The organism is Pusillimonas sp. ANT_WB101 (assembly GCF_008369125.1).
Classification (GTDB): Bacteria; Pseudomonadota; Gammaproteobacteria; order Burkholderiales; family Burkholderiaceae_B; genus Allopusillimonas.
On the sequence record NZ_VOAY01000004.1, the window covers coordinates 370,879 to 391,926 of the forward strand.

At 53.3% G+C, this 21,048-nt stretch carries 19 protein-coding genes and 1 tRNA gene; 6 read left to right on the forward strand and 14 right to left on the reverse strand.

Features of this window, described 5'->3' with window-relative positions:
- Positions 1 to 85: 85 nt before the first annotated feature.
- Positions 86 to 931, forward strand: coding sequence for a TOBE domain-containing protein (locus FQ179_RS17820; protein ID WP_149398654.1), 846 nt, complete (start codon positions 86 to 88; stop codon positions 929 to 931).
- Here FQ179_RS17820 and FQ179_RS17825 read toward each other — a convergent pair.
- The 3 genes from FQ179_RS17825 to modA are packed head-to-tail and all read right to left on the reverse strand — an operon-like array spanning position 883 to position 3,069.
- The gene (locus FQ179_RS17825) at positions 883 to 1,620 is read right to left on the reverse strand and encodes an ATP-binding cassette domain-containing protein (protein ID WP_149398655.1); all 738 of its coding nucleotides are present in this window, start codon (positions 1,618 to 1,620) and stop codon (positions 883 to 885) included. The genes FQ179_RS17820 and FQ179_RS17825 overlap by 49 nt on opposite strands.
- Positions 1,617 to 2,306 (reverse strand): molybdate ABC transporter permease subunit, encoded by a 690-nt coding sequence (gene modB, locus FQ179_RS17830; RefSeq protein ID WP_149398656.1) that lies wholly within the window; start codon positions 2,304 to 2,306, stop codon positions 1,617 to 1,619. Before modB ends, FQ179_RS17825 begins: the two co-directional genes overlap by 4 nt.
- A 7-nt stretch (positions 2,307 to 2,313) precedes the next feature.
- Positions 2,314 to 3,069 carry a molybdate ABC transporter substrate-binding protein gene (gene modA, locus FQ179_RS17835; RefSeq protein WP_149398657.1) on the reverse strand — a complete coding sequence of 252 codons (756 nt, stop codon included), beginning with the start codon at positions 3,067 to 3,069 and terminating at the stop codon, positions 2,314 to 2,316.
- A 283-nt stretch (positions 3,070 to 3,352) separates the two neighbouring features.
- On the opposite strand from modA, the gene xerD reads away from it, so the two are divergent.
- Together xerD and ybaK are read left to right on the forward strand one after the other, a co-directional pair.
- Complete coding sequence (gene xerD, locus FQ179_RS17840) at positions 3,353 to 4,261, forward strand: site-specific tyrosine recombinase XerD (protein WP_149398658.1); 909 nt, start codon at positions 3,353 to 3,355, stop codon at positions 4,259 to 4,261.
- Between the two features lie 11 nt (positions 4,262 to 4,272).
- The gene (gene ybaK / locus FQ179_RS17845; protein ID WP_149398659.1) at positions 4,273 to 4,767 is read left to right on the forward strand and encodes a Cys-tRNA(Pro) deacylase; all 495 of its coding nucleotides are present in this window, start codon (positions 4,273 to 4,275) and stop codon (positions 4,765 to 4,767) included.
- 316 nt (positions 4,768 to 5,083) lie between these two features.
- Here ybaK and FQ179_RS17850 read toward each other — a convergent pair whose 3' ends face one another.
- From FQ179_RS17850 to FQ179_RS17895, 10 genes are all read right to left on the reverse strand, one after another.
- Positions 5,084 to 5,212, reverse strand: coding sequence for an entericidin A/B family lipoprotein (locus tag FQ179_RS17850; RefSeq protein ID WP_137235980.1), 129 nt, complete (start codon positions 5,210 to 5,212; stop codon positions 5,084 to 5,086).
- A 335-nt stretch (positions 5,213 to 5,547) separates the two neighbouring features.
- Positions 5,548 to 5,622 (reverse strand) — tRNA-Arg (locus tag FQ179_RS17855).
- A gap of 439 nt (positions 5,623 to 6,061) precedes the next feature.
- A complete protein-coding gene (locus FQ179_RS17860) occupies positions 6,062 to 7,552 on the reverse strand; it encodes a sugar ABC transporter ATP-binding protein (RefSeq protein WP_149398660.1) in 1,491 nt (496 codons plus the stop codon).
- 4 nt (positions 7,553 to 7,556) lie between these two features.
- Complete coding sequence (locus tag FQ179_RS17865; protein ID WP_149398661.1) at positions 7,557 to 8,645, reverse strand: hypothetical protein; 1,089 nt, start codon at positions 8,643 to 8,645, stop codon at positions 7,557 to 7,559.
- A 4-nt stretch (positions 8,646 to 8,649) separates the two neighbouring features.
- On the reverse strand, positions 8,650 to 10,758 hold the full coding sequence (locus FQ179_RS17870) for an SMP-30/gluconolactonase/LRE family protein (protein WP_149398662.1): 2,109 nt from the start codon (positions 10,756 to 10,758) through the stop codon (positions 8,650 to 8,652).
- Between the two features lie 62 nt (positions 10,759 to 10,820).
- Complete coding sequence (locus FQ179_RS17875; RefSeq protein ID WP_149398663.1) at positions 10,821 to 11,885, reverse strand: sugar ABC transporter substrate-binding protein; 1,065 nt, start codon at positions 11,883 to 11,885, stop codon at positions 10,821 to 10,823.
- A gap of 123 nt (positions 11,886 to 12,008) precedes the next feature.
- Complete coding sequence (locus tag FQ179_RS17880; RefSeq protein WP_149398664.1) at positions 12,009 to 13,073, reverse strand: sugar ABC transporter substrate-binding protein; 1,065 nt, start codon at positions 13,071 to 13,073, stop codon at positions 12,009 to 12,011.
- A 105-nt stretch (positions 13,074 to 13,178) separates the two neighbouring features.
- Complete coding sequence (locus FQ179_RS17885) at positions 13,179 to 14,192, reverse strand: ABC transporter permease (RefSeq protein WP_255475052.1); 1,014 nt, start codon at positions 14,190 to 14,192, stop codon at positions 13,179 to 13,181.
- Positions 14,193 to 14,206: 14 nt separating this feature from the next.
- Positions 14,207 to 15,337 carry a zinc-dependent alcohol dehydrogenase family protein gene (locus FQ179_RS17890; RefSeq protein ID WP_149398665.1) on the reverse strand — a complete coding sequence of 377 codons (1,131 nt, stop codon included), beginning with the start codon at positions 15,335 to 15,337 and terminating at the stop codon, positions 14,207 to 14,209.
- Positions 15,338 to 16,287: 950 nt separating this feature from the next.
- Entirely contained in the window at positions 16,288 to 17,277 is a 990-nt protein-coding gene (locus FQ179_RS17895; RefSeq protein ID WP_255475053.1) for a tripartite tricarboxylate transporter substrate binding protein BugE, read from the reverse strand.
- Positions 17,278 to 17,489: 212 nt separating this feature from the next.
- Between FQ179_RS17895 and FQ179_RS17900 the strand changes: the two genes are divergently transcribed.
- The 3 genes from FQ179_RS17900 to FQ179_RS17910 are packed head-to-tail and all read left to right on the forward strand — an operon-like array spanning position 17,490 to position 20,287.
- Positions 17,490 to 18,392: an AEC family transporter gene (locus tag FQ179_RS17900; RefSeq protein ID WP_149398666.1), complete on the forward strand. Its 903-nt coding sequence runs from the start codon at positions 17,490 to 17,492 to the stop codon at positions 18,390 to 18,392.
- A gap of 9 nt (positions 18,393 to 18,401) precedes the next feature.
- Entirely contained in the window at positions 18,402 to 18,959 is a 558-nt protein-coding gene (gene tsaE, locus FQ179_RS17905) for a tRNA (adenosine(37)-N6)-threonylcarbamoyltransferase complex ATPase subunit type 1 TsaE (protein ID WP_149398667.1), read from the forward strand.
- Entirely contained in the window at positions 18,890 to 20,287 is a 1,398-nt protein-coding gene (locus tag FQ179_RS17910; RefSeq protein WP_149398668.1) for an N-acetylmuramoyl-L-alanine amidase, read from the forward strand. The genes tsaE and FQ179_RS17910 overlap by 70 nt, the downstream gene beginning before the upstream one ends.
- Positions 20,288 to 20,329: 42 nt before the next feature.
- Here FQ179_RS17910 and FQ179_RS17915 read toward each other — a convergent pair whose 3' ends face one another.
- Positions 20,330 to 20,971 (reverse strand): VTT domain-containing protein, encoded by a 642-nt coding sequence (locus FQ179_RS17915; RefSeq protein WP_149398669.1) that lies wholly within the window; start codon positions 20,969 to 20,971, stop codon positions 20,330 to 20,332.
- Between the last annotated feature and the right edge of the window lie 77 nt (positions 20,972 to 21,048).

Here is a 21,048-nt window from a genome sequence, read left to right on the forward strand (position 1 = left end):
TAGAACGTGCGGCGTAACCTGAAAGACCCATTCTAACGAGAACGGCAGACTGCATAATTCTGCCTGAACGCTTAAACTAAACCCTATGAAAGAACCGACCACGCCCACCGTCGAATCCCCAGCAACCAAACCACCCGATATCGAGCTTAGCGGCTCCATTGCGTTTCGCTCCGGCGGGCGCAACTGGGGCAGTGAAAACCGTATGGCGCTGTTGGCCGCTATCGGTACTGAAGGCTCTATTACTGGGGCGGCGCGTAAGGTCGGCCTAAGCTACAAGGCCGCGTGGGACGCCATCGACGGCATGAACAATTTGGCCGGCGAGCCTTTGGTAACGCGTACCACCGGTGGCAAACGCGGCGGCGGCGCTTCGCTCAGTGAGCGGGCACATGAACTGCTGCGCCTGTATGAGGTACTAAACCGCGAACATGAACGCTTTATGGCGCGTCTTACAGCGGCAAGCGAGTCATCGTCCCACAACCTGGAGCTTATGCAACACATGATGGTACAGACCTCTGCACGCAACAGGCTGCTTGGCACGGTCAGTCATATCAAGCACGGCGCCGTCAATGATGAAGTCACACTGTCTATCGCCGACGGCCTTGATATTACTGCCAGCATTACCAGCGAGAGCGTACAAAATCTGGGGCTTGTAGTTGGTCGTCGTGCCCTGGCATTTGTAAAGGCCTCGTCGGTCATGGTGGGCACGCCCGGTGGCGACATGCGGCTTTCCGCCCGCAACCAAATCAAGGGGTGCGTTACGCGCATTGTTAAAGGTGCCGTCAATGCCGATGTAACCCTTGAGCTGATCTCGGGGCACACGATTACAGCCATGCTCAGCCTCGACGGGCTGGTGTCACTGGGGCTAAAAGAAGGCGTTCAAGCCTACGCTATTTTCAAGGCATCCAGTGTAATGATGGGTGTCGCCGACTGACACCTTATCAGCTCTTTTGGGCTGCAAGCCTGCACGATACGGCCATCTCTAATTCTGAAAACCTGGTCTGCCAGCTTTTCTACATCTGCCGGATCGTGCGTAATAAGAATGGTGGGGATATCAAGCCTCTGCTGCAACAAAGCCAGCTCATCGCGCATACGATGGCGCAAGCCTGCGTCCAGAGCCGCCAGCGGCTCGTCGAGCAGCATTAGTCTGGGCTTTACCGCCAGTGCCCGCGCCAGCGCGACACGCTGCTTTTGCCCACCTGAGATTTCAGAGGGGTAACTGCCCAGAATAGGCCCCAGTTCAAACGAATCAACCCACTGCTGCGCTGAGTCGGGCAAGGCGCGGCCACGCGGGTTGAACCACCCTTTGCTCAGGCCGAACACGATATTTTGGGCAACTGTCAGATGCGGAAACAGACCATAATCTTGCTGCAGATAGCCCAACCTACGCTGTTGCGGCGTCAGACAAACCCCCTTGGCCGAATCAAACAGCACCGTATCATTGACCGAGATATGCCCGTGGTCGGGGCGCAGCAGACCCGCGATTGCATTAATGGTCAGTGACTTCCCCGCACCAGAAGGGCCAAACAGCGCGATCCGTGTCGCTGAAGATTCAAGCTGCACGTTCAGTTCAAAATGACGGCTGCCTGCAGATAATTTGCGGTGAATATCCAGACGTATCATCGTCGCTTTCCTTGCAGGCCCATAATGCGATCGCGGCGCGGCACCAATGCACTGGCCACCCACAGCACCGTCACGCAGGTTATAGAGGTAACCAGCACCAGTACATTGGCCAGATTGTCATTGCCCGCCTGTACCGCCTCATAAATAGCGATAGACAGAGTTTGGGTACGGCCTGGAATACTGCCTGCAATCATGAGCGTTGCGCCAAATTCGCCCAAGGCACGCGCGAAAGCGAGCAATACGCCTGCCACAATGCCGCGCAGGGCCAGCGGCAAGGATACGCGAAAGAAAATGGCCGGCCCGCTCAGACCCAGCACGCGCGCCGCATTTTCGAGGGTGTGATCAACGTCTTCAAACGCTGCACGCGCTGCCTTGAGCACCATAGGAAAGGCCACCACGGTTGCAGCCACGACAGCGCCCTGCCAGGTAAAGACAAGTTCAATCCCCAGCCCAGCCAGCCACTCTCCTAACCAACCGCGCCGGCCCAACAGTACCAGCAGGTAATAGCCGATAACCGTGGGCGGCAGAACCAGTGGCAGGGTGAGCAGTGAATCAACCATGTCGCACCAGCGTGAATTCCATCGCGATAGCCCATACGCAATGGAAATACCGAGCAACATGGCACACAAGGTGGCCCAGCCAGCGACCTTAAGGGACAAAAATAACGGAACGCTCAGCTCGGCCATTTACTACTCAGGGCTTGGAGAAACCGTATTTGGCGAGAGTTTGTTCACCCTGGGGGGAGAAAACAAAATCGACAAAGTCGCGGGCTTGTGGGTTGCTGCCATCACGCTTGACCAGGGCAATGGGGTACAAAACCGGAATGGGCGATTCTAGCTTTTGCACGACTTTTACCTTGTCAGGCATGATGGCGGCGTCGGTCGCAAATACAAAACCTGCGTCGACTTCACCACGCGCCACGTAGTCAAGCACCTGCCGTACGTTCTGGCCCAACACTTCGTGCTGCTTCAGGCTTTCCCAATGGCCTGACTTCTCAAGTGATGCCTTGGTGTAACGCCCTACCGGAACGGTGGCGGGGTTGCCCAGCGCAATACGTGTCACCTTGTCGTTTTGCAGATCAGCGACTGACTTAATCCCGATACGGTCATCAGCAGGCACGATCAGCACAACCTCATTACGCACAAAGTTGCGGCGCGTGCCTTCTACAATGCTTCCTGCTGCTACCGCCTTGTCCATGGCCTTCTGGTCTGCGGAGGCAAACACATCAATGGGGGCACCCTGGATCACCTGCTGGGCCAGCGTATCAGACCCCGCAAAGCTGTTCAGCACCTTGGTGCCTGCATGCGCTTGCTGAAACTGCACACCCAGCTCGGTAAAGGCATTGGTCAGGCTGGCAGCTGCGGCAACAACCAGGTCATCGGCAGACGCTTGCGTCTGCCAACCCAAGGCAACCAGGGCAGTCGCTGCCATCCATTTATTGAGCTTCATGTAATCTTCCTTTTTCCGGGGAGGCGAGAATAGAATGTAGGGATGAGACCGTCGCTTAAGCAGGGTCTAATAAGTCGGTTTTCAGTTGAATCCGCTGTCGTAAACGATTGACTTTATTGAATCTGTTTTTTCGATCTCGCGCTTCTTCAGAGTTTCCTTAATGCGATTGATACGTTTATACATTTGATACGAACACCCGTAATATATATACGTATATAGCGATACGTCAAACGGCGTGCGATAACATATTGATCGTCGTCAAACCCTCTTCTTGTCACGCCGCGTGCCTCCTACACTCTTTACCCCCCCTGCCTCCATCGACCTATTCCTGGACGCTGTCTGGCTTGAAGACGGCCTTGCTGCCAACACCCTGGCCGCTTACCGTCGTGATCTGACTGCATTTGCACAGTGGTTGCACCAGCAGCAGGCAGGCTCTCTGGAACAGGCCGGCGCCAACGATATCCAGGCGTGGTTTGCCGCCCGCCACGCCAGCACCAAAGCCACAACGGCCAACCGAAGGCTGGCTTCGCTGAGGCGTTATTATCTTTGGGCGCTGCGTCATGGCCAGGTTACGCAAGACCCTTGCCTTACGCTGCACGCCGCCAAACAGGCGCCCAGATTTCCCAAAACACTCTCTGAGGGCCAGGTAGATGATTTGCTTGAGGCGCCCGACACACGCAGCACCCTGGGGTTGCGTGACCGGGCCATGCTCGAAACCCTGTATGCCACCGGCTTGCGGGTTTCTGAGCTAGTAGGCCTCAACGTGCTTGATGTCAGCCTGACAGAAGGGGTGGTGAGGGTGACTATGGGCAAGGGCGGGAAAGATCGCCTCGTGCCCCTGGGTGAAGAAGCCCTGCATTGGATAAGCCTCTATCTGAATAACGCCCGCCCCGAATTGCTGGGGCGCAGGCAATGCGATGTTCTGTTCATTACAGCCCGCAGCTCAGGCATGACGCGACAGGCTTTCTGGCTTATCGTAAAAAAATACGCTGCCCTGGCCAATATACAGGTGCCGCTGTCGCCCCATGTGTTGCGCCATGCCTTTGCCACGCATCTGCTAAATCACGGCGCCGACCTGCGGGTCGTACAGATGTTGCTGGGCCATGCCGACATTTCAACCACCCAAATTTACACACATGTGGCCCGCGAACGGCTCAAGGCGCTGCATGCAAAACATCACCCCCGCGCTTGAAGGCCAACGACATGAGCAAAGAAAAACACGTTTCCGAAACACCTGCCACGCAGTTGCTGAAAAAACACAAGATTGCGTTCACCGGCCATGCCTATGACTATGTGGATCATGGCGGTGCAGGCGAAGCGGCGCGTCAGTTGGGCCTTGACCCACACCAGGTGGGTAAGACACTCATCATGGAAGATGAAAACAGCAAGCCACTGATCGTGGTCATGCACGGCGATTGTGAGGTATCAACCAAAAATCTGGCGCGTCAGATCGGCGTCAAGCGCGTCGCACCCTGCTCAGTTGAGACCGCGCAAAAACATTCGGGATATTTGGTGGGTGGCACGTCGCCTTTTGCAACGCGCAAGAAGATGCCGGTATGGGTAGAGGCCGCGCTGCTGGATTACCCCGTGATCTATGTCAACGGAGGCCGGCGTGGCTACCTGATAGGCGTGGCGCCTGATGCACTGACGCAATTGCTGGCCGCACAACCTGTGGAAGCAGGGCTGGCTAAGGCATAACGCACGCTATGGCGATGACAGCGACTGGGGCCGGAGGCTGGGCTCGGGCTGGGGCTCTGGCTCTGGCTGGGGCTGGGGCTCTGGCTCTCTGGCTCTCTGGCTCTCTGGCTCTCTGGCTCTCTGGCTCTCTGGGTCTCTGGGGCCGGGACTGGGGTTTTGATGCCGGGGTTCTGAGGCTGGAACAGAGTCAGCCGCACCGGCCCCATCCTGATCATCAGGTGCACCGCAATGCCAAAAAAACAAAATGGCGCTCGGGAACATGACAACCTCAAAACCACGGAAGTCTTGTCCCGGCGCCATCACGCTGAGTTAAGCCCTATTTGTCGGCGGCTTTCTGAATGCTTTCGCCACCGCGCTCGATATCCTTACCAGCACCGCTAATTGTATTGCAGCCCGCAATAACAACGGACGCCCCCAGCAGCAACAAAACAATCGCTTTTTTCATTTTTTAACTCCTTTACATACCTTGCAGATAAGGAAAACCGGGCTTAAACACCCGGAGCATTGACTGCCGTCACGATCATACGCTGTAGTTTGGTAATTGATCAACAACAAGGTTTTATAGGAAAGGGAAAACGCCAGCACGGGTCGCGTATCGCGCATGAGTTCGCTGTCTTGAAGACAGTGATCTATGGTCTCAGGCTTCGGGTGCCAGGTATCTGGTGCGGTGCTCGCAGGCAGATGCAGCCACTGGTGCCTCAAGTACAGGGCGCGAGGCGGCTACGGCTTTATTATGGGGGGAACGCTAATGGAGATACAAACAGACTGACAGAATAGGCTTGGCGTCCCCGGCAGGAATCGAACCTGCAATCTTCCCTTAGGAGGGGAAAGTTATATCCATTTAACTACAGGGACGCAATTATCGGTGAGTAGATGCACAGCTACATAGGCGTGTAGAAACGCCAAGCCGAGCACACCGGGCTAGCATTATAAAGCAATGTTGCCGCGAGCCCGAATGCGGCATTAACCACAGCAACATGTTCAACGACAATTAACTTGACACGTCGGCCAAGATAGTTGACCCGCGACAGCAACAGTCATATATGAAACAACAAACAACAAACAACAAACAACACACTACTTGGAACTCGCCATATCCGACCACCATGGCACCCGCCGATTTACGTTGGCAACGCGACGCAATTCCAGACGGCACGGCACGGCAACTGGTAGCCTGATTACGCCAGCTACTTGTGCAACACGCCATAGAAGGACCACCTGGGTATCGAAGGCCTGGCCAAACTATCGGCTAATCAAGTTCAGACCCTGACGCACGGATCAGGCAATTAACTCATCAGTGGATGGAGGCATACATGATCTCCTCTTCAGTCACGTTCGTATTGGTGAACTCTTCTACGATACGCCCCTGACGCGACACTAATATGCGATCAGATAGCATCATGATTTCGGGCAGGTAAGAAGAAATCACGACAACGGCCAGACCTTGGTCAGCAAGGCCACGAATGATCTCGTGGATCTCGGCAACGGCACCTACATCCACGCCGCGCGTAGGCTCGTCGAAGATGACCAACTCGGGGTTCTGAACCAAAGATTTGGCAATAACGACTTTTTGCTGATTGCCACCTGATAACTCAATGACTTTGGCATTTTCGGTTACTGCACGCACATTCAGCTTTTGCCTCCAATGTGAACCTGTGGCTTTTTCTTCAGAACGCCGCATCACCTGGCGCTTTCCCCGCAGTTTTGCAAGCAAGCCCGCATAGATATTGCGCGAAATAGTCATGGTTTCAAAAAAACCATCAACCTTTCGGTCTTCGGTAATGTAGGCAATACCAGCAGCAACTGCAGGTGCTGGCACCCGGTAGCGTATAGGCTTGTCTTTGAATAGAATTTTGCCTCCGTGGGTATAGTCGCGCTTGAGCACCCCCGCCACCACCTTGAATGTTTCGGTACGACCCGACCCGATAAGACCAAACACACCCGTGATCTGGCCGGCAAAAACCGAAAATGACGTATTGCGTACCATAGTCCCCATGCGCAGATTCTGTACGCTAAGCACCCGCTCTCCTGCCTTACGCAACGTCGTCTTCTGACCATACAGCGTGCTGGCCAGGTCACGACCAACCATGGCGTGCACAATACTGTCACGATTAAACTTTACGGTCTCGTCAGTCACAATATGCTTGCCATCCCGCATCACGGTGATTCTGTCCGACAGCTCCAGCGCTTCTTCCAACGCGTGGGAAATAAAAATAATAGAGACACCCCGGGCTTTCAGATTACGTATCAAGTCAAAGAAATATTTTTTCTCTTCTGGTGTAAGCGTGGCCGTGGGCTCATCAAAAATAATGACGCGTGCATCGTGCAGCACGGCACGGGCAATCTCAACCATTTGCTTTTGGGCAGCGCCAAGATTGGCCACCATGAGGGTTGGGTCTACATTAAAGTTAAGTGACTGCAGTAACTGCTGTGCAGCAATATAAATAGCCCGCAAGCGATTAACGAATTTCTCTTTGCCCAGAAACAGATTTTGACCTACCGTCATGGTGGGTACCAGGCTGGTCTCCTGAAACACCATGGCCACGCCGGCCGACAAGGCCTCGACGGGGTTGCGAAACGACACAGGTTTGCCATCGATCTTCATCTCGCCTGAGCTAAGGTCGACCACCCCCGCCATGACTTTGGTCAGTGTCGATTTGCCTGCACCGTTTTCGCCGCATAGCGCATGGATTTCCCCTTTCATGAGCGTGAAGTCGACCTGTTCTATGGCCGGAACGCCCCCATACCGCTTGGTCGCCTGATGAAGTTCCAATATCGGTGTCATGGTGTCAGTCCTGTAGTTCAAGATCAGATAGCGGCACACGCAGAATGCGTCCTGAACCCTTGGACAAGGCCAGCAAGGCGCCATCGAGTTCGGCTGCGGCCACAATACCGTGGTGCAAGCCTCCAACTCGACTATGCAAGGAATACAGCGGCACTAAGTCTTGCGAAAGACGCAAGATAAGGCCATAGGAACGTGCAGGCGCCCATGGCTTCAGTGTGCCCATTTGCCTTACGCCGCCCTGTTGCAGGGGTTCCAGAAAATCCTGGCCTGAGCTTAAGGCGGGTGCAATCCAATACTTGGACTCGACGGTTTGCATCATTTCAGCGCGAAAGGCATCTTCCCGCAGCACGAATTCAAGCAATTGGCTGCGCGGAGCAAAAATTGTCAGCCAGAAACCGCCGCCAGAAGCGGCAGCAATACGCGAGGGGTAGCCCGGTATCTGGCTCGGGCCTGAATCTATGCTGTCTTCGCGCAAAACCAAAAGGCGATGAGCCCAGCTTTCTGACGCCACTATGCGCTCACCGTCGTAACACACGCCATAGCCATAGGCCAAGCCTTGCGCACGAACTTGGGTGTTGCCCGATTCTGGGTTGTACATAAGAAGACGCCCACTTTTACCCCCGCTGAGCAAATCTACAGCCCAGTCGTCATAGGGTATGGTGCGCGACCCCTCGGTGATCAATACAGTGCCGTCGGGGCCTTCACACAGTGCATTAATGCATTGCGCAGGCTGATCGCCCAGTGTTTGAACATGTTTTCCGTCGAAAGCGCCTGTCACAAACGACAGGCCATCCCGGGTAGCCGCAACCAGGCCATCGCGATACGACGCGAGGGCCTGTATGGGCCCAGGCAAACTGGCAATCGGCTGCAAGGCCCCACCGGGTTCGACACGCAAGATATCATTGCCACACGCCACAACCAGACGACCCTGGCCATCGATGGCCATGTCCTCCAGGCCCGGGCGCTCAAGAAAGACCTCTGCGGTATCGAGTAAATGATTGGGTTTGAGCGCCCCATCAAATACAGGTACCGACGTATCGGCCTCACCCACCCCAAAAAAACGATTATGCGCACGCTTAATTCTTTTGAGCATGTTGTCAAACCTTTTCGATGGGATGCTGCATGAAATCGGGGTCAGCCTCTTCTAATTTGTATCGACCAATGCGGTTGTTGGATATACCCCCCAGATACAAATAACCTCGATGTTCGCGCATAGAAGTAATCATGGGGTGATTTTTACCACTGCGATCCCAGTACGACTCCAGAACCTGCCCATTATCATTGCACTTGATTACGCAACCCACATTGATATTCGGGGCTAACCACTCATCCTGCCCCAGGCGTTTGACCATACGTCGACGAAATGCGGGTGAACGCATCGCCAGATCGAAAGCCGGGCTGCGCATGCCCATGATGGCAATCCAGTAATTACCATCAGAAGCCCTGTTGATATTGTCCGGGTAACCTGGCAAATCGGCGATAACAACCTCCAGCTTGCCTTTATTAGGCCCATCAAACCAATAACGGCTAATCCGGCACGCCCAGCTTTCTGCAAAAAGCAGTGACTGGCCATCCGATGCAATGCAAACACCATTAGGAAATATCAGATTCTTCAGTACAGTGTGGGTGCGGCCGGTACGTGGGTCATAACAAATAATACGGCCATTGCCTCGCCCTTCAAGGCTGTCGATGGGCCACTCATGCATCTCGTAGCGTACGGTCGCTTCAGAAAAGAAAATTCGGCCATCGGGGGCAATATCCAGGTCATCTGCCAGCCGCAATCGGCTGTCATCCACAACTGATAGCCATGAGCGCCCTGTTTCATCGGTTGCCTTTACGACCGAACGGTCATTGCGTTTAATGCAGTAAAGCCCCATACCACCCACGCAAACATACAAATTACCGCTTTTGTCGAATGCCATCCCCAGGGGCTGGCCGCCAATATGCGCATAAAGCTCCATACGCTTATAGTCAGGCGCAAAAAACCGCATGACGTCGCCATGACGGGTGCCACAATAAAGGTTATCGTCCTCGTCCAGGATCACGTCTTCGGGGGACTCGATCATGCCCAGACCGATTAACTCAGTATCACCAAATTTATTATTTACCGAATAGGGTGAGTTCGACTCGGCATGCGTATCGGGAGCCGATGGCAAGGATAAATAGCCGGGGCTAACATACAGCTCGCTTAACGCCTTGCCACGATTCTTGAACCAGCGGATATCCAGGGTTACCGCTGCAATCATGATAAAAGCCAACGACATGCGGATATACCCGGCAGGAACAGATAACCCCCTAAGGCCGTTGGTAACGATCAGAATAATCAGGGTACCGAGTACTGCTTTGACGACCGAGCCCTTACCGCCCCCCAGGCGGATACCGCCCAGCAAAGCCGCTGCGAGCACCACGATCTCCAGACCCATGCCTGTGTCAGCGCTGCTGCTGTCGACCCGAGCCGCATACAAAATGGCGGCTACGGCAGCAAACACGCCAGAAGCAACATACGCCTGAGCCGCGATCCGATTAACCGGCAGGCCGGAATTGTATGCAGAGCGACGCGAGCCGCCCACTGCCATCATGTGCCATCCGCCCCGCATGCGAGTTAGAAATATGTGGAGCAAAATGGCGACGATGATGAAGATCCAGGTAGAAACCGGCAGAAAAAGCACAGTACCGTTGCCCAATTCATCCCACAGATCAGAGTCTGGAATCGTCGACGCAATTTCAACCGCCCATTTAAATTGAATGAGGTTGAATATGGCGCGAAAAACAATCAGGGTAACCAGCGTCGTAAGAAAAGCACGCAGCTTCAGATACCCGATCAGCACGCCATTGACGGCCCCCATTAGCGCACCGCACAACAGGGTCACCCCCATTGCGGGGAAAATAGACCATTCAAGAACGTGGATAAAGTACAGAACCAGTACATTGCAAATTGCATACATCGACCCCACGCTAAGATCGATCCCGCCAACAATCAGCACCAATGCCATGCCAAATACGATGAAGCCGATTTCACCTGATTGCCGCAGCAGCACAGAAATAGAGCTAAACGTAAGAAAGTTTTCAGAAACCGATGCAAAGCCTGCAATTACAAGCAAGAGCACAAGTAACGGTACCGCCGTTTCCATCCATTGTTTTGCCAGCAACTCACCAATTGCGCGGTCGGGCCAATAGCGATACCGAAGTTTCTTTATCGTATCCATGCTTCTATGGGGTATCCATTTAGTTCGACAGCTCAAGCCCCTGGGGGCTTGAGGAAATTACATCACTGATGCACGGTGTCTAGCGTCCAGCACCGATTACTGGCCAAATCACTCTTGGTAATTTCTTGCAGGGGCGAGTACAGAGCCACCTGCAATGTTCCAGGTTTATCGGGGCTTTGCAGCGCCATCTGAATCAAATTATTAACATCACGCCCCTGGCCCGGCACATTAAAGCTGATGTAATTACTGAACTTTCCTTCTTCAATGGCTTTGCAGGCATAGTCGCTAAACCCACCGTTGGTCGAAAGAAACACTTTCCCTGTTTTCCCTTCCTGGGCAATGGCGGCAGCCGTCCCCATATCTGGAATATCCCAGACACCAATAACAGCACACAAGTCAGGGTGTTGCTTAAGGGTTACTTCGGTAATCGACTTGGCTTTCGAAGACTCATAATTACCCACCGACTGGCGGGCAACGATATTAATTTCGGGGTTTTTCTCAAATACCTTGTTGTACCCATCCTGTAAATAAACCGTCCAGGGAGCCGTTGTAGGGCCATTGAGGATCAACACTTTGCGTGATGTATCTGGCCCGCAGTGTTTAACCACAGACTGGGCCTGCATTTCACCAATGACCGTCGCGTCTCCACCAGCAAAGCCGGTTGTCATCTGCAAGCTTTTCATATTTAGCTGCACCACAGACACGCCTGCCTGTTCGAGCTTTTTCTCGATCTTGGCATACGAGGTGACATCAGGGTTGTGTATTACGACGACATCCGGCTTGGGGTCTTCGTTAAGCAATTGAGTCAGAATCTGTACACCCGCAGACGTATCAAAATTGGCGTTGCGAACCTCGTACTCATACCCCAGGCGTTTGGCCTGCAGCTGCATAATCTTGGACCACGCCTCGGTCAGATCAAGCCCCATGAATACCGGAACAAAAACAACACGCTTGCCTTTGTAAAGATCGTAATAACGGGCACGTTCAGGATCTTTAATAGCTCCTGATCCCTGTGCACACGCTTGGCCAAACAGACCGAGCGACAGTATGGTGGCTACCATGCCAGCCGCCAGGGTGGAAAATCTTCGGCCCAGAAACCTGCGGTACGCGAAGCGGTTAGTTTTCATAATATTCTCCGTAACATCCGTGGCAAGCCTTTATTTGTCGACAGCGACTCAGGGACGCAGGGCTATTCCAAGAACTGCCCCGCGTACCCGATATAAACAACAACCCGTTCGACGACAGCAGGTCTATTGGTGCAAGGTGTCTACCGACCAGCATTGATGGCTTTCGGCATCTTTCTGGGTATAAACAAACAAAGGTGTATACAGCGCTACTTTGAGCTTGCCCGGCTTTTCGGGGCTTTGCATTGCCATTTGAATAAGATCGTTCACGTCACGACTTTGGCCCGGCACATCGTAGCTAACATAGTGATCGAACCCGCCAGACTTCAAGCCCTTACACGCGACTTCGCCCCCACCGCCGCTGGTGGAAACCAGTATCTTGCCGGTTTTCCCGGCGTCTTTGACAGCGGCTGCTGTAGCCAAATCGGGAATATCCCAAACCCCCATAATGGCGCACAGGTCGGGATGCTGCTTAAGCGTGACCTCAGTAATGGATTTGGCTTTGCTCGACTCGTAGTTGCCCACAGATTGCCGGGCCACGACCTTGATATCGGGATGTTTCTCGAGAATATTGTTGTAGCCCTCTTGCATATATACCGTCCAGGGAGCGGTTGTAGGGCCGTTCAGAATCATGATCTTTTGTGACGTAGACGGGCCACACTGGTCCACCACCCACTGCGCTTGAGTTTCACCGATAACGGTTGCATCTGCACCGGCAAAACCTGTCGTCATGGTCAGGCTTTTCATATTGAGCTGAATGACGTAGATTCCGGCTTCTTCCAGCTTTTTCTCGATCTTGGCATAAGAGGTGACATCAGGGTTCTGTATCACCACCACATTCGGCTTGGGGTTTTCATTGAGAAGCTGGGTAAGAATTTGTACACCCGCCGAGGTGTCAAAATTTGCATTCCTGACTTCGTATTGATAGCCCAGACGCTTTGCCTGTTGGCTCATAACCTCAGACCAGCCTTCGGTCAGATCAAGCCCCATGAACACCGGCACAAAAACCACGCGTTTGTCTTTGTAAATATCGTAGTAGCGAGCACGCTCAGGATCTTTGATAGCGCCTGCACCTTGGGCTACGGCGACGCCAGGGCCCAGAATCGAAAGTGTGGCGACTGACAACCCCAAAACCGTGGTGGCTAGAAAATTTGCCAGATGACCGCGTCGCAGAAATCGAAAACCATTCATTTTTGTCTCCTAAATATGTATATCAGCATTCAATTTATTTGATTTAATCTATGATAATTTTTGATTTACTCTTGAATGCTGAGTCCTGGGGCTGAGTAATTGCGATCAAATATCTCCTTGCTGTGCGGTCTCCTCGTTGCGGGGGTTTAAAACGCTGTCAAGTGCAATGGCAATTAATAGCACCACACCTTTGACTAAGTTTTGTACATCAAGGGTCAGGTTGAGAATCGTCATTCCATTAATGATGGTGCCCACCAGCAAAGTGCCGACAATAACGCTCATGACACCACCTCGGCCACCAGACAAACCTACGCCACCCATAACCACCACCAAAATGATGTCGTAGATTAAAGAAAGGTTGTAAATTCTGGTATCTATAAGGCTATTGGAAGAGGCCGTTACCAGGCCAGCCAAAACAGCGATCAGTGCCGCCAATACATACTGAAGAACAATAATTGGGCGAACAGGAATACCCGTGGTGCGTGCTCCATTTGGGTTATCACCAATCGCATAAATGAATAAACCCAGTTTCGTATAGTTCAGAAACAACCAAACCAGCAAGGCAACAGTAATAACTACCAATATGCTGCTGGGGATGCCCAACACATCAACACCACCCAACCACAGCAGCCCATTCATTTGGTCGGGCCAAGGCACCATGTCAGATTTCAAAATGCCTACCTGGCCCAAGCCTGCCAAACCCAAGCCCATCGCCAAGGTAACAAACAGAGCCGGGATCTCGGCATAGGCAACGAAAATACCATTGAGCAAACCAACTACCAGCGCGAATAACAGGCCGATAAGTAAAGCAGGCCATACACCCATGCCGGAACCGGCAAGAGTCATGATGAGCGCCGTAGGAACCGCCATGACTGCAACCATGGACAAATCAATACCGCGCCCAATCACGACAATAGCCATCGCAAAACCCAGGATACCGAGCACAGATATCGAGCGCAGCATGGCCACCAGATTTCCTGTTGAGAAAAACCCAGGAAGCGTTGCCGTAAATACCAAAAAAATAACAATAAAAAGCAAAAATACAATAGTCAGCTGATCAAACTTGGCGAACTTTTTGACTAGCGGATTCATCCACATCGTATTTTTGTCTGCGCTCACACGTTTCTCCTTGGTCAATTATCCAAAATGATGCAATCGCGCAGACTTGACCCCGAGGCCAGATGATCAAAACCCTCATTAATTTGATCCAGGGTAAATGCCTGACCCAGAAGCTTATTTACGGGCAATTTTCCGGCCAAATACAAATCAATATATTTGGCTATGTCTATGGCTGGAACGCCCGACCCCAGGTAGCTACCCCGTATATCGCGTTCTTCACCCACCATTTGCGCCAACGGCAACGAAAAGCATGATTTCGGATTTGGCAGGCCTGAAGTAATCGTGGTGCCGCCTCGACGCGTGAGTTTGTACGCCATTTCAAATGCAGCCACAGCGCCAGCCATGTCAAAACCGTAGTCAACCGCCCCGCCCGCCGCATCAAGCTGATCTTTATCGCTGGTAATGTGCTTGGGATTAATAACGTGAGTGGCTCCCAGCGTTTTAGCCAGTTCAAGTTTTTCATCACTGAGATCAACGGCCACGATTCTTCGGGCACCCGCTGCAACAGCCGCTAACAGAGCACTGAGCCCCACTCCACCCAAACCTACAATTGCGGCGGTTTCACCCAACTTGAAATTGGCCCGGTTAATGACAGCCCCGGCACCCGTTAATACGGCACAACCAAATAGGGCGGCTTCCCGGTGTGATATCTGGCGTGTAATTTTGATGCAAGAATGCTGTGACACGACGGCGTGGTCAGCAAAGCACGACACCCCCACATGGTGGTTAAGCAGCTCGTCGCCCATATGCAGACGCCGACCGCCCCCCAATAAGGACCCTTGCGTATTAGCCTGAGCGCCAGGTTCGCACAGTGCTGGGCGCCCCTGACTGCACGGCAGGCAATGACCACACGTTGGAACGAAGTCGGTGACCACATGATCACCTGGCTGCAACCCATGCACGCCTTTGCCTATGGCAACGACTTCGCCCGACGACTCGTGACCCAACACCAAGGGCACACCCCGTGGCCGATCACCGTTGATCACTGAAAGATCAGAGTGGCATAGACCCGCTACTTTGATCTTTACCAGAACTTCTCCCTCCCCGGGAGGATCCAGATCCACTTCGACGATTTTGATTGGTTTACTTTGTGCATAAGGAGCAGGCAGCCCCATTTCACGCAATACCGCTGCACGGATCTTCATATCGGACTCCTCAATTGCACGACTTACCCTCCAGCTAATTACAGGACTTACCTTCCAGCTAGCTTCCCGTCATGGAACTGCTCCCTATTTAAACGTTGATACCAGGCCCAAGAGAAACCCGGATTACGCCGATTATTAATTAACCGTGGAAGTAGATAATCGTTGTATGAGACGGTACTGCTTCGCATGGGACTGATTCAGGGCTTCAGCCCCGATACCATTCAATTTAAGCCCAGCCCGGTATTCATTGATTTTTTGGCTGTGCCTCATAAACAGACCTGCCGTTGAAATATTGACACCTCGGCCCGTTTCAAGCAGACCGGCCGCTGAAATACCGACTTCTGAGCCCGTTCGCTGCCAAGCCATGAGCATGCAGCATTAACAGCCAGAGTCGTGTTTTCGGTTACAACGCCAAGTATCGTATTAACGAATTGCCCCTCGTCAGAGCAAAAAATATTAATTTTCAGGCTATCTTCTGCTTTTATACTTCTTCCGTTTATTGCCCCAAACGCCATTTTATTTTCCCGATTAACTTGAGTTGAACATCGTTCCATGGTCCAAACACGATCGGGGAAAGAAGTCAGAAAACGACATGCTTAGTGGCCAGCAAATTACCAAAGGCAATGCGCACTCTTATTTGCCATGGATCATGGTAGAAATGGCAACAACTTTGTGTCAATTTTATTTATGTTAAGCGGCGCTTCATAAAATGCTTATTCGGGATTACCCGCTGGAGTAAAGCGGCCCGGGTGCTTCCACTCCCGGTTACACCAAGCTGCTGCGCATCATTTCGTTCGCCGTGAACAACTTACGAGAGGTCTTGCGCTTGCAAGTGCATGCCACCAGGCGCACCAAATAAAAAAGCCAACACCCGCAGGTGTTGGCTTTTTTACTGATTGCAGCTCATATACGCTGCGAACTTACATTACAGCGCAGAAAAGCAGTGCAATTTACTCGAGCGTGATATGGCCTTTGGCGACAACGTCACGGGCCCAATCGTATTGCTCTTTGATTTCTTTGGCGAACTCTTCGGGCGTGTTGCCTGAAGGCGCTGCACCCTGCTTTTCAAGCGCACTGATAACCTTGGGGTCTTTCAGTGCCTCGACTGCCGCATTGCGCAAGGTGGTAATGATTGCCTCGGGCGTGCCTGCAGGTGCCAGCAAACCGTACCATGCTGGCTGGTTAAGCTCAGGGTAACCTTCTTCGGCAAGTGTAGGTACATCTGGCAAGGCCTTCAGACGCTCAGGCCATGCAATGGCCAGCGCACGAAGCTTTCCGGCCTGGATCTGGCCCATGGACGATGGCACATTATCGAACATGCTGTCGATTTGGCCACCCACGGCGTCGGTAACCGCAGGGCCTGAACCTTTATACGGTACGTGTATGGCATCGGTGCCTGTCGCCTGCTTGAACGCTTCGCCAAACAGGTGCAGTACCGAGCATGTGCCCGAACTGCCGTGTGTGTACTTGCCTGGATTGTCCTTAAGTACCTGTACAAATTCCTTAAAGGTTTTTGCAGGAAACTTGGGGTTCACTTCAATGACGTTAGGCACATTGGCAAAGTTAGTGACCGGCATGAAGTCTTTGAGCGGATCGTAGGGCAGGTCTTTGGGCCGACACGCCGAGTTGACGGCCATGGTCGACACGGTAGCGATAGAAAGCGTATAGCCATCAGGCTTGGCACGTGCGGCCTCTTGCGCTCCGATGGCACCACCGGCGCCACCCTTGTTTTCGACAATCATGGGCTGGCCCAGAATCGCACCCATGCGCTGCGTTACGATACGCGCAACGATGTCGGTTGACCCACCAGGAGCAAAAGGAACAATGACCCGGATAGGGTTCGACGGGTAGTCAGCAGCCATAGACACGCTGGATCCGAACAGTGAAGCAGCACCCAGGGTAAGTGCAGCCGCAATAAATTTCTTTTGGAAAATTGCCATATTGTTGGAGACTCCGTGATTAATTATTGTGAATAGGCGTCTGGCATTATGCCAAGCTACGACTGACGTCGCACGACACCAATGCAGCCGGCCACTATACCTGAGCAGGCAGATCGTGCACTTCTGTAAAATGGAGGCGCCTGTGCAAAAGAGCACAGAATACCGTCCCCCGAAGCCCGCTCGCGCCCAAGCCACCCACATACACGCACCTTATGTCAGTCGTACAACTGGTTTTGCCTGATTTTCTGCTAATCGCTATGGGTTGGCTGCTATTTCACAAACTAAAATTTTCGGCAAGCTTCTTTCAAGGGACTGAAAAGCTTGTGTATTTTATTCTGTTTCCTGCCCTGCTGTTCCATTCCATCACACAAACCCCGCTTACGCTATCGAGCACCTATCTGGTTTTTGTAGCGGTCGCCGCCCTCATGGGCTTTGGGGTGCTGGCATCCTGGCTGGCCGTACCCGTCATCCACCCAAATAGTCTGGATCACGCTTCGGTGGCGCAATGCGGATATCGTTTCAACACCTATATAGGCCTGTCACTGGCCGCTGGCCTGGCGGGTGCCTCAGGCCAGACCGCCATGGCGGTTATCGTGGGCTTTGCTGTCCCCATCAGCAATATTGCCGCCGTTCATGGGCTGGCCCGGCAGCAGAAAGGCCTCAAAATACTGCCTGAGCTCATCAAGAACCCTTTCATCATTGCCACCGTGCTGGCTCTGGCCTGTAATTTACTGCGCATTCCCATCCCCCATGTCATAGACGTAACACTGGGGCGTTTGGGGGCATGTGCCATTGCCTTGGGCCTGATGTGCGTGGGTGCAACGCTGTCGCTGCGTGGGGGGCGCGGGTCTGCGCCCCTCATGAGCTGGATCCTGGCAGTACGGCTGCTTGTCATGCCTGCCGCTGCGCTTTTCATTGGCTGGGCGCTTGATCTGCAACCGGCCGATCGCCAGGCACTGTTGTTATTTGGTGCGTTGCCGGCCTCGTCGGCCGCGTACGTGCTGGCGGCCAGAATGGGCGGCAATGGCCCCCTGGTTGCCGTTACCATGTCGCTGACCACCCTGTTCTCCATCATCACAATTCCATTCTGGCTAACCATAGCGCCAATGACGTAGAGAGAAGAAATGTCGACAAATAACGACAATTACCTACAAATTAATATATATTTACCCGACGAAGCGGCCACTGAAACATTGGCCAATGCGCTCGCACCCATGCTTTGCGGCACGCATCCTGGCCTCCCCAACCTGTCAGCAGGAGGCCGTATTCATTTGCGTGGCGAGTTGGGAGCGGGTAAAACCAGCTTCGCTCGCGCCCTGTTGCGTGCGGCCGGAATCACCGGAAGAATTAAAAGTCCTAGCTACGCGCTGCTTGAAAGCTATAATCTTTCTAACTTATACTTCTATCACTTTGATTTTTATAGATTTAGCGATACGCGCGAATGGGTAGATGCAGGTTTCAGGGATATTTTCCAAGATAATGCCGTAATTTTGATTGAGTGGCCTGAGCAGGCCGGCGGCCTTCTTCCCCCTCCCGACCTTGACATCAAGCTTGACTATGCTGATGTCGGGCGCAATGCCTGTCTCGCCGCCCATAGCGAAAAAGGACAAAAATGGCTGACGACACTTTCCCTGCCCGCGCCGACACAAAACCTGCCAACGGATCCAGGCGACGCCTCTTAGCGTCCACCGGGGTTCTGCTGGCTTTTCAGGTTATTCCCTCGCTGTCACGTGCCTCGACAATTGTTGCGGTACGTACGTGGCCGGCTGACGAATACACCCGCGTCACCCTCGAAATGGATACCGAGCTGAAGGCTGAGCACTTCACCCTCGACAACCCTCATCGACTTGTCGTGGATATTCAGGGTGTAACCATAAATTCCACCATCAAAGAGCTGGTTTCCAAGATCAGGCCTAACGACCCGTACATTGCATCCGTGCGTGTTGGCCAGAACCGGGCCGATGTCGTGCGTCTGGTCATGGATCTGAAGCAGCCCATTGCCCCCCAGGTTTTTACGCTAAAGCCAATAGGCGAATACAAGTACCGCCTGGTGCTCGACCTGTACCCCAAGATTGCGCAAGACCCCTTGCTGGCCATCCTGAACAACACTGAAAGTGACCCTCTGGCTTCGGTGCTTGAAGACCTGGCTCAAAACGCGCCTCTTGCCGATGCGCCCGTGCCAACCGTGCCTGGGCAAAACCTTCCGTCAAAGCCCAGTGCGCCTCCACCGCCCAGCAGGTTGCCGCCCATTGCCACAAAGCCCAACGAGCCTGCTCCTGCGCCGCCCAGCTTTACCCGGCAGCGCAGCAAGCCGTTATTGATTGCCATTGACCCCGGCCATGGTGGCGAAGACCCTGGCGCCATCGGGCGTGCTGGCACGCGTGAAAAAGACATCGTGCTCAGTATTGCCAAGCGGCTCAAGAAATTAATTGACGCTCAGCCCAACACACGCGCCTATCTCACTCGTGACGGCGATTACTTCGTGCCACTGCATGTGCGTGTTCAAAAGGCCCGCAGGGTAAAGGCCGACCTGTTCATCTCAGTGCACGCCGACGCCTGGATCAAGCCTAGCGCACGCGGGTCCTCGGTGTATGCACTTTCGCAAAATGGCGCCTCAAGCGCTGCCGCCCGCATGATGGCCAAACGTGAAAACGAAGCGGACCTGATCGGCGGCGTAAACCTGGGCTCGCATAATGAGCAAGTGGCAAAAGTGCTGCTAGATCTTTCAACCACAGCACAGATCAACGACTCCATGCGTGTGGGGGATATGATTCTGGGAGAAATCGGCAAGATCAATACCTTGCACAAGCGCAACGTCGAACGGGCAGGCTTTGCCGTACTGAAGGCGCCTGATATCCCGTCCATCCTGATTGAAACGGCCTTCATCAGCAACCCTGAAGAAGAGCGTAAATTGCGCAGCGACCGCCACCAAGACCGTATTGCCCGGGCAGTTCTGGTCGGTATCAATGGCTATTTTGAGTCTAGCCCGACACTCGCTCAGCGCAGCTAGGCATGGCATGCCGACGGTACGGCATGCCTGACACTACCAGGGTCAGGGCTTGCTCGTCTGGCCCTTGATCACGCGCCAAAGCACACCGCCAACCACAGGCACGGCCGCCGCGCCAATGCCAATTAGTACAATGGTGTTCAGGTGCTCTTTGATAATGGGCACGTTGCCAAAAAAGTAGCCCAGCGTAATCAGCCCACAGACCCAAAGCAGTGCGCCCACTGCATTAAACAGCTGAAACTTCAGAATACTCATGCTGCCCACACCAGCCACAAACGGCGCAAAGGTGCGAAATACCGGCAAAAACCGCGACATTATTATGGTTTTGCCGCCGTGCTTCTCGTAAAAAGCATGGGTACGCACCAAGGCTTTGCGGTCGAGATAGCGTGAATTACTGGTAAACACACGTGGGCCGATATACCGGCCTATATGATAATTAACCGTATTCCCTAACACCGCAGCCACCACCAGCAGCGCCGCCAGCAACACGGGGTCAAGCAGACCGCTGGCACCAAATGCCCCGGCAATAAACAGTAACGAATCGCCCGGTAAAAAAGGCAGCACCACAAGCCCAGTCTCACCAAATACAATCAGGAACAGAACCAGGTAGATCCACGCTCCATATTCAGCCACCCAAATACCCAAGGTCTGGTCGATATGAAGAATCATGTGTAAAAAATCAAGCATAGCGTCTACCGGAAAAAGCGGCCTGCCCGAAACTGACGAGGGTGAAGCCCACCCGCCCCCCTGGCTGCCAAGGGCTA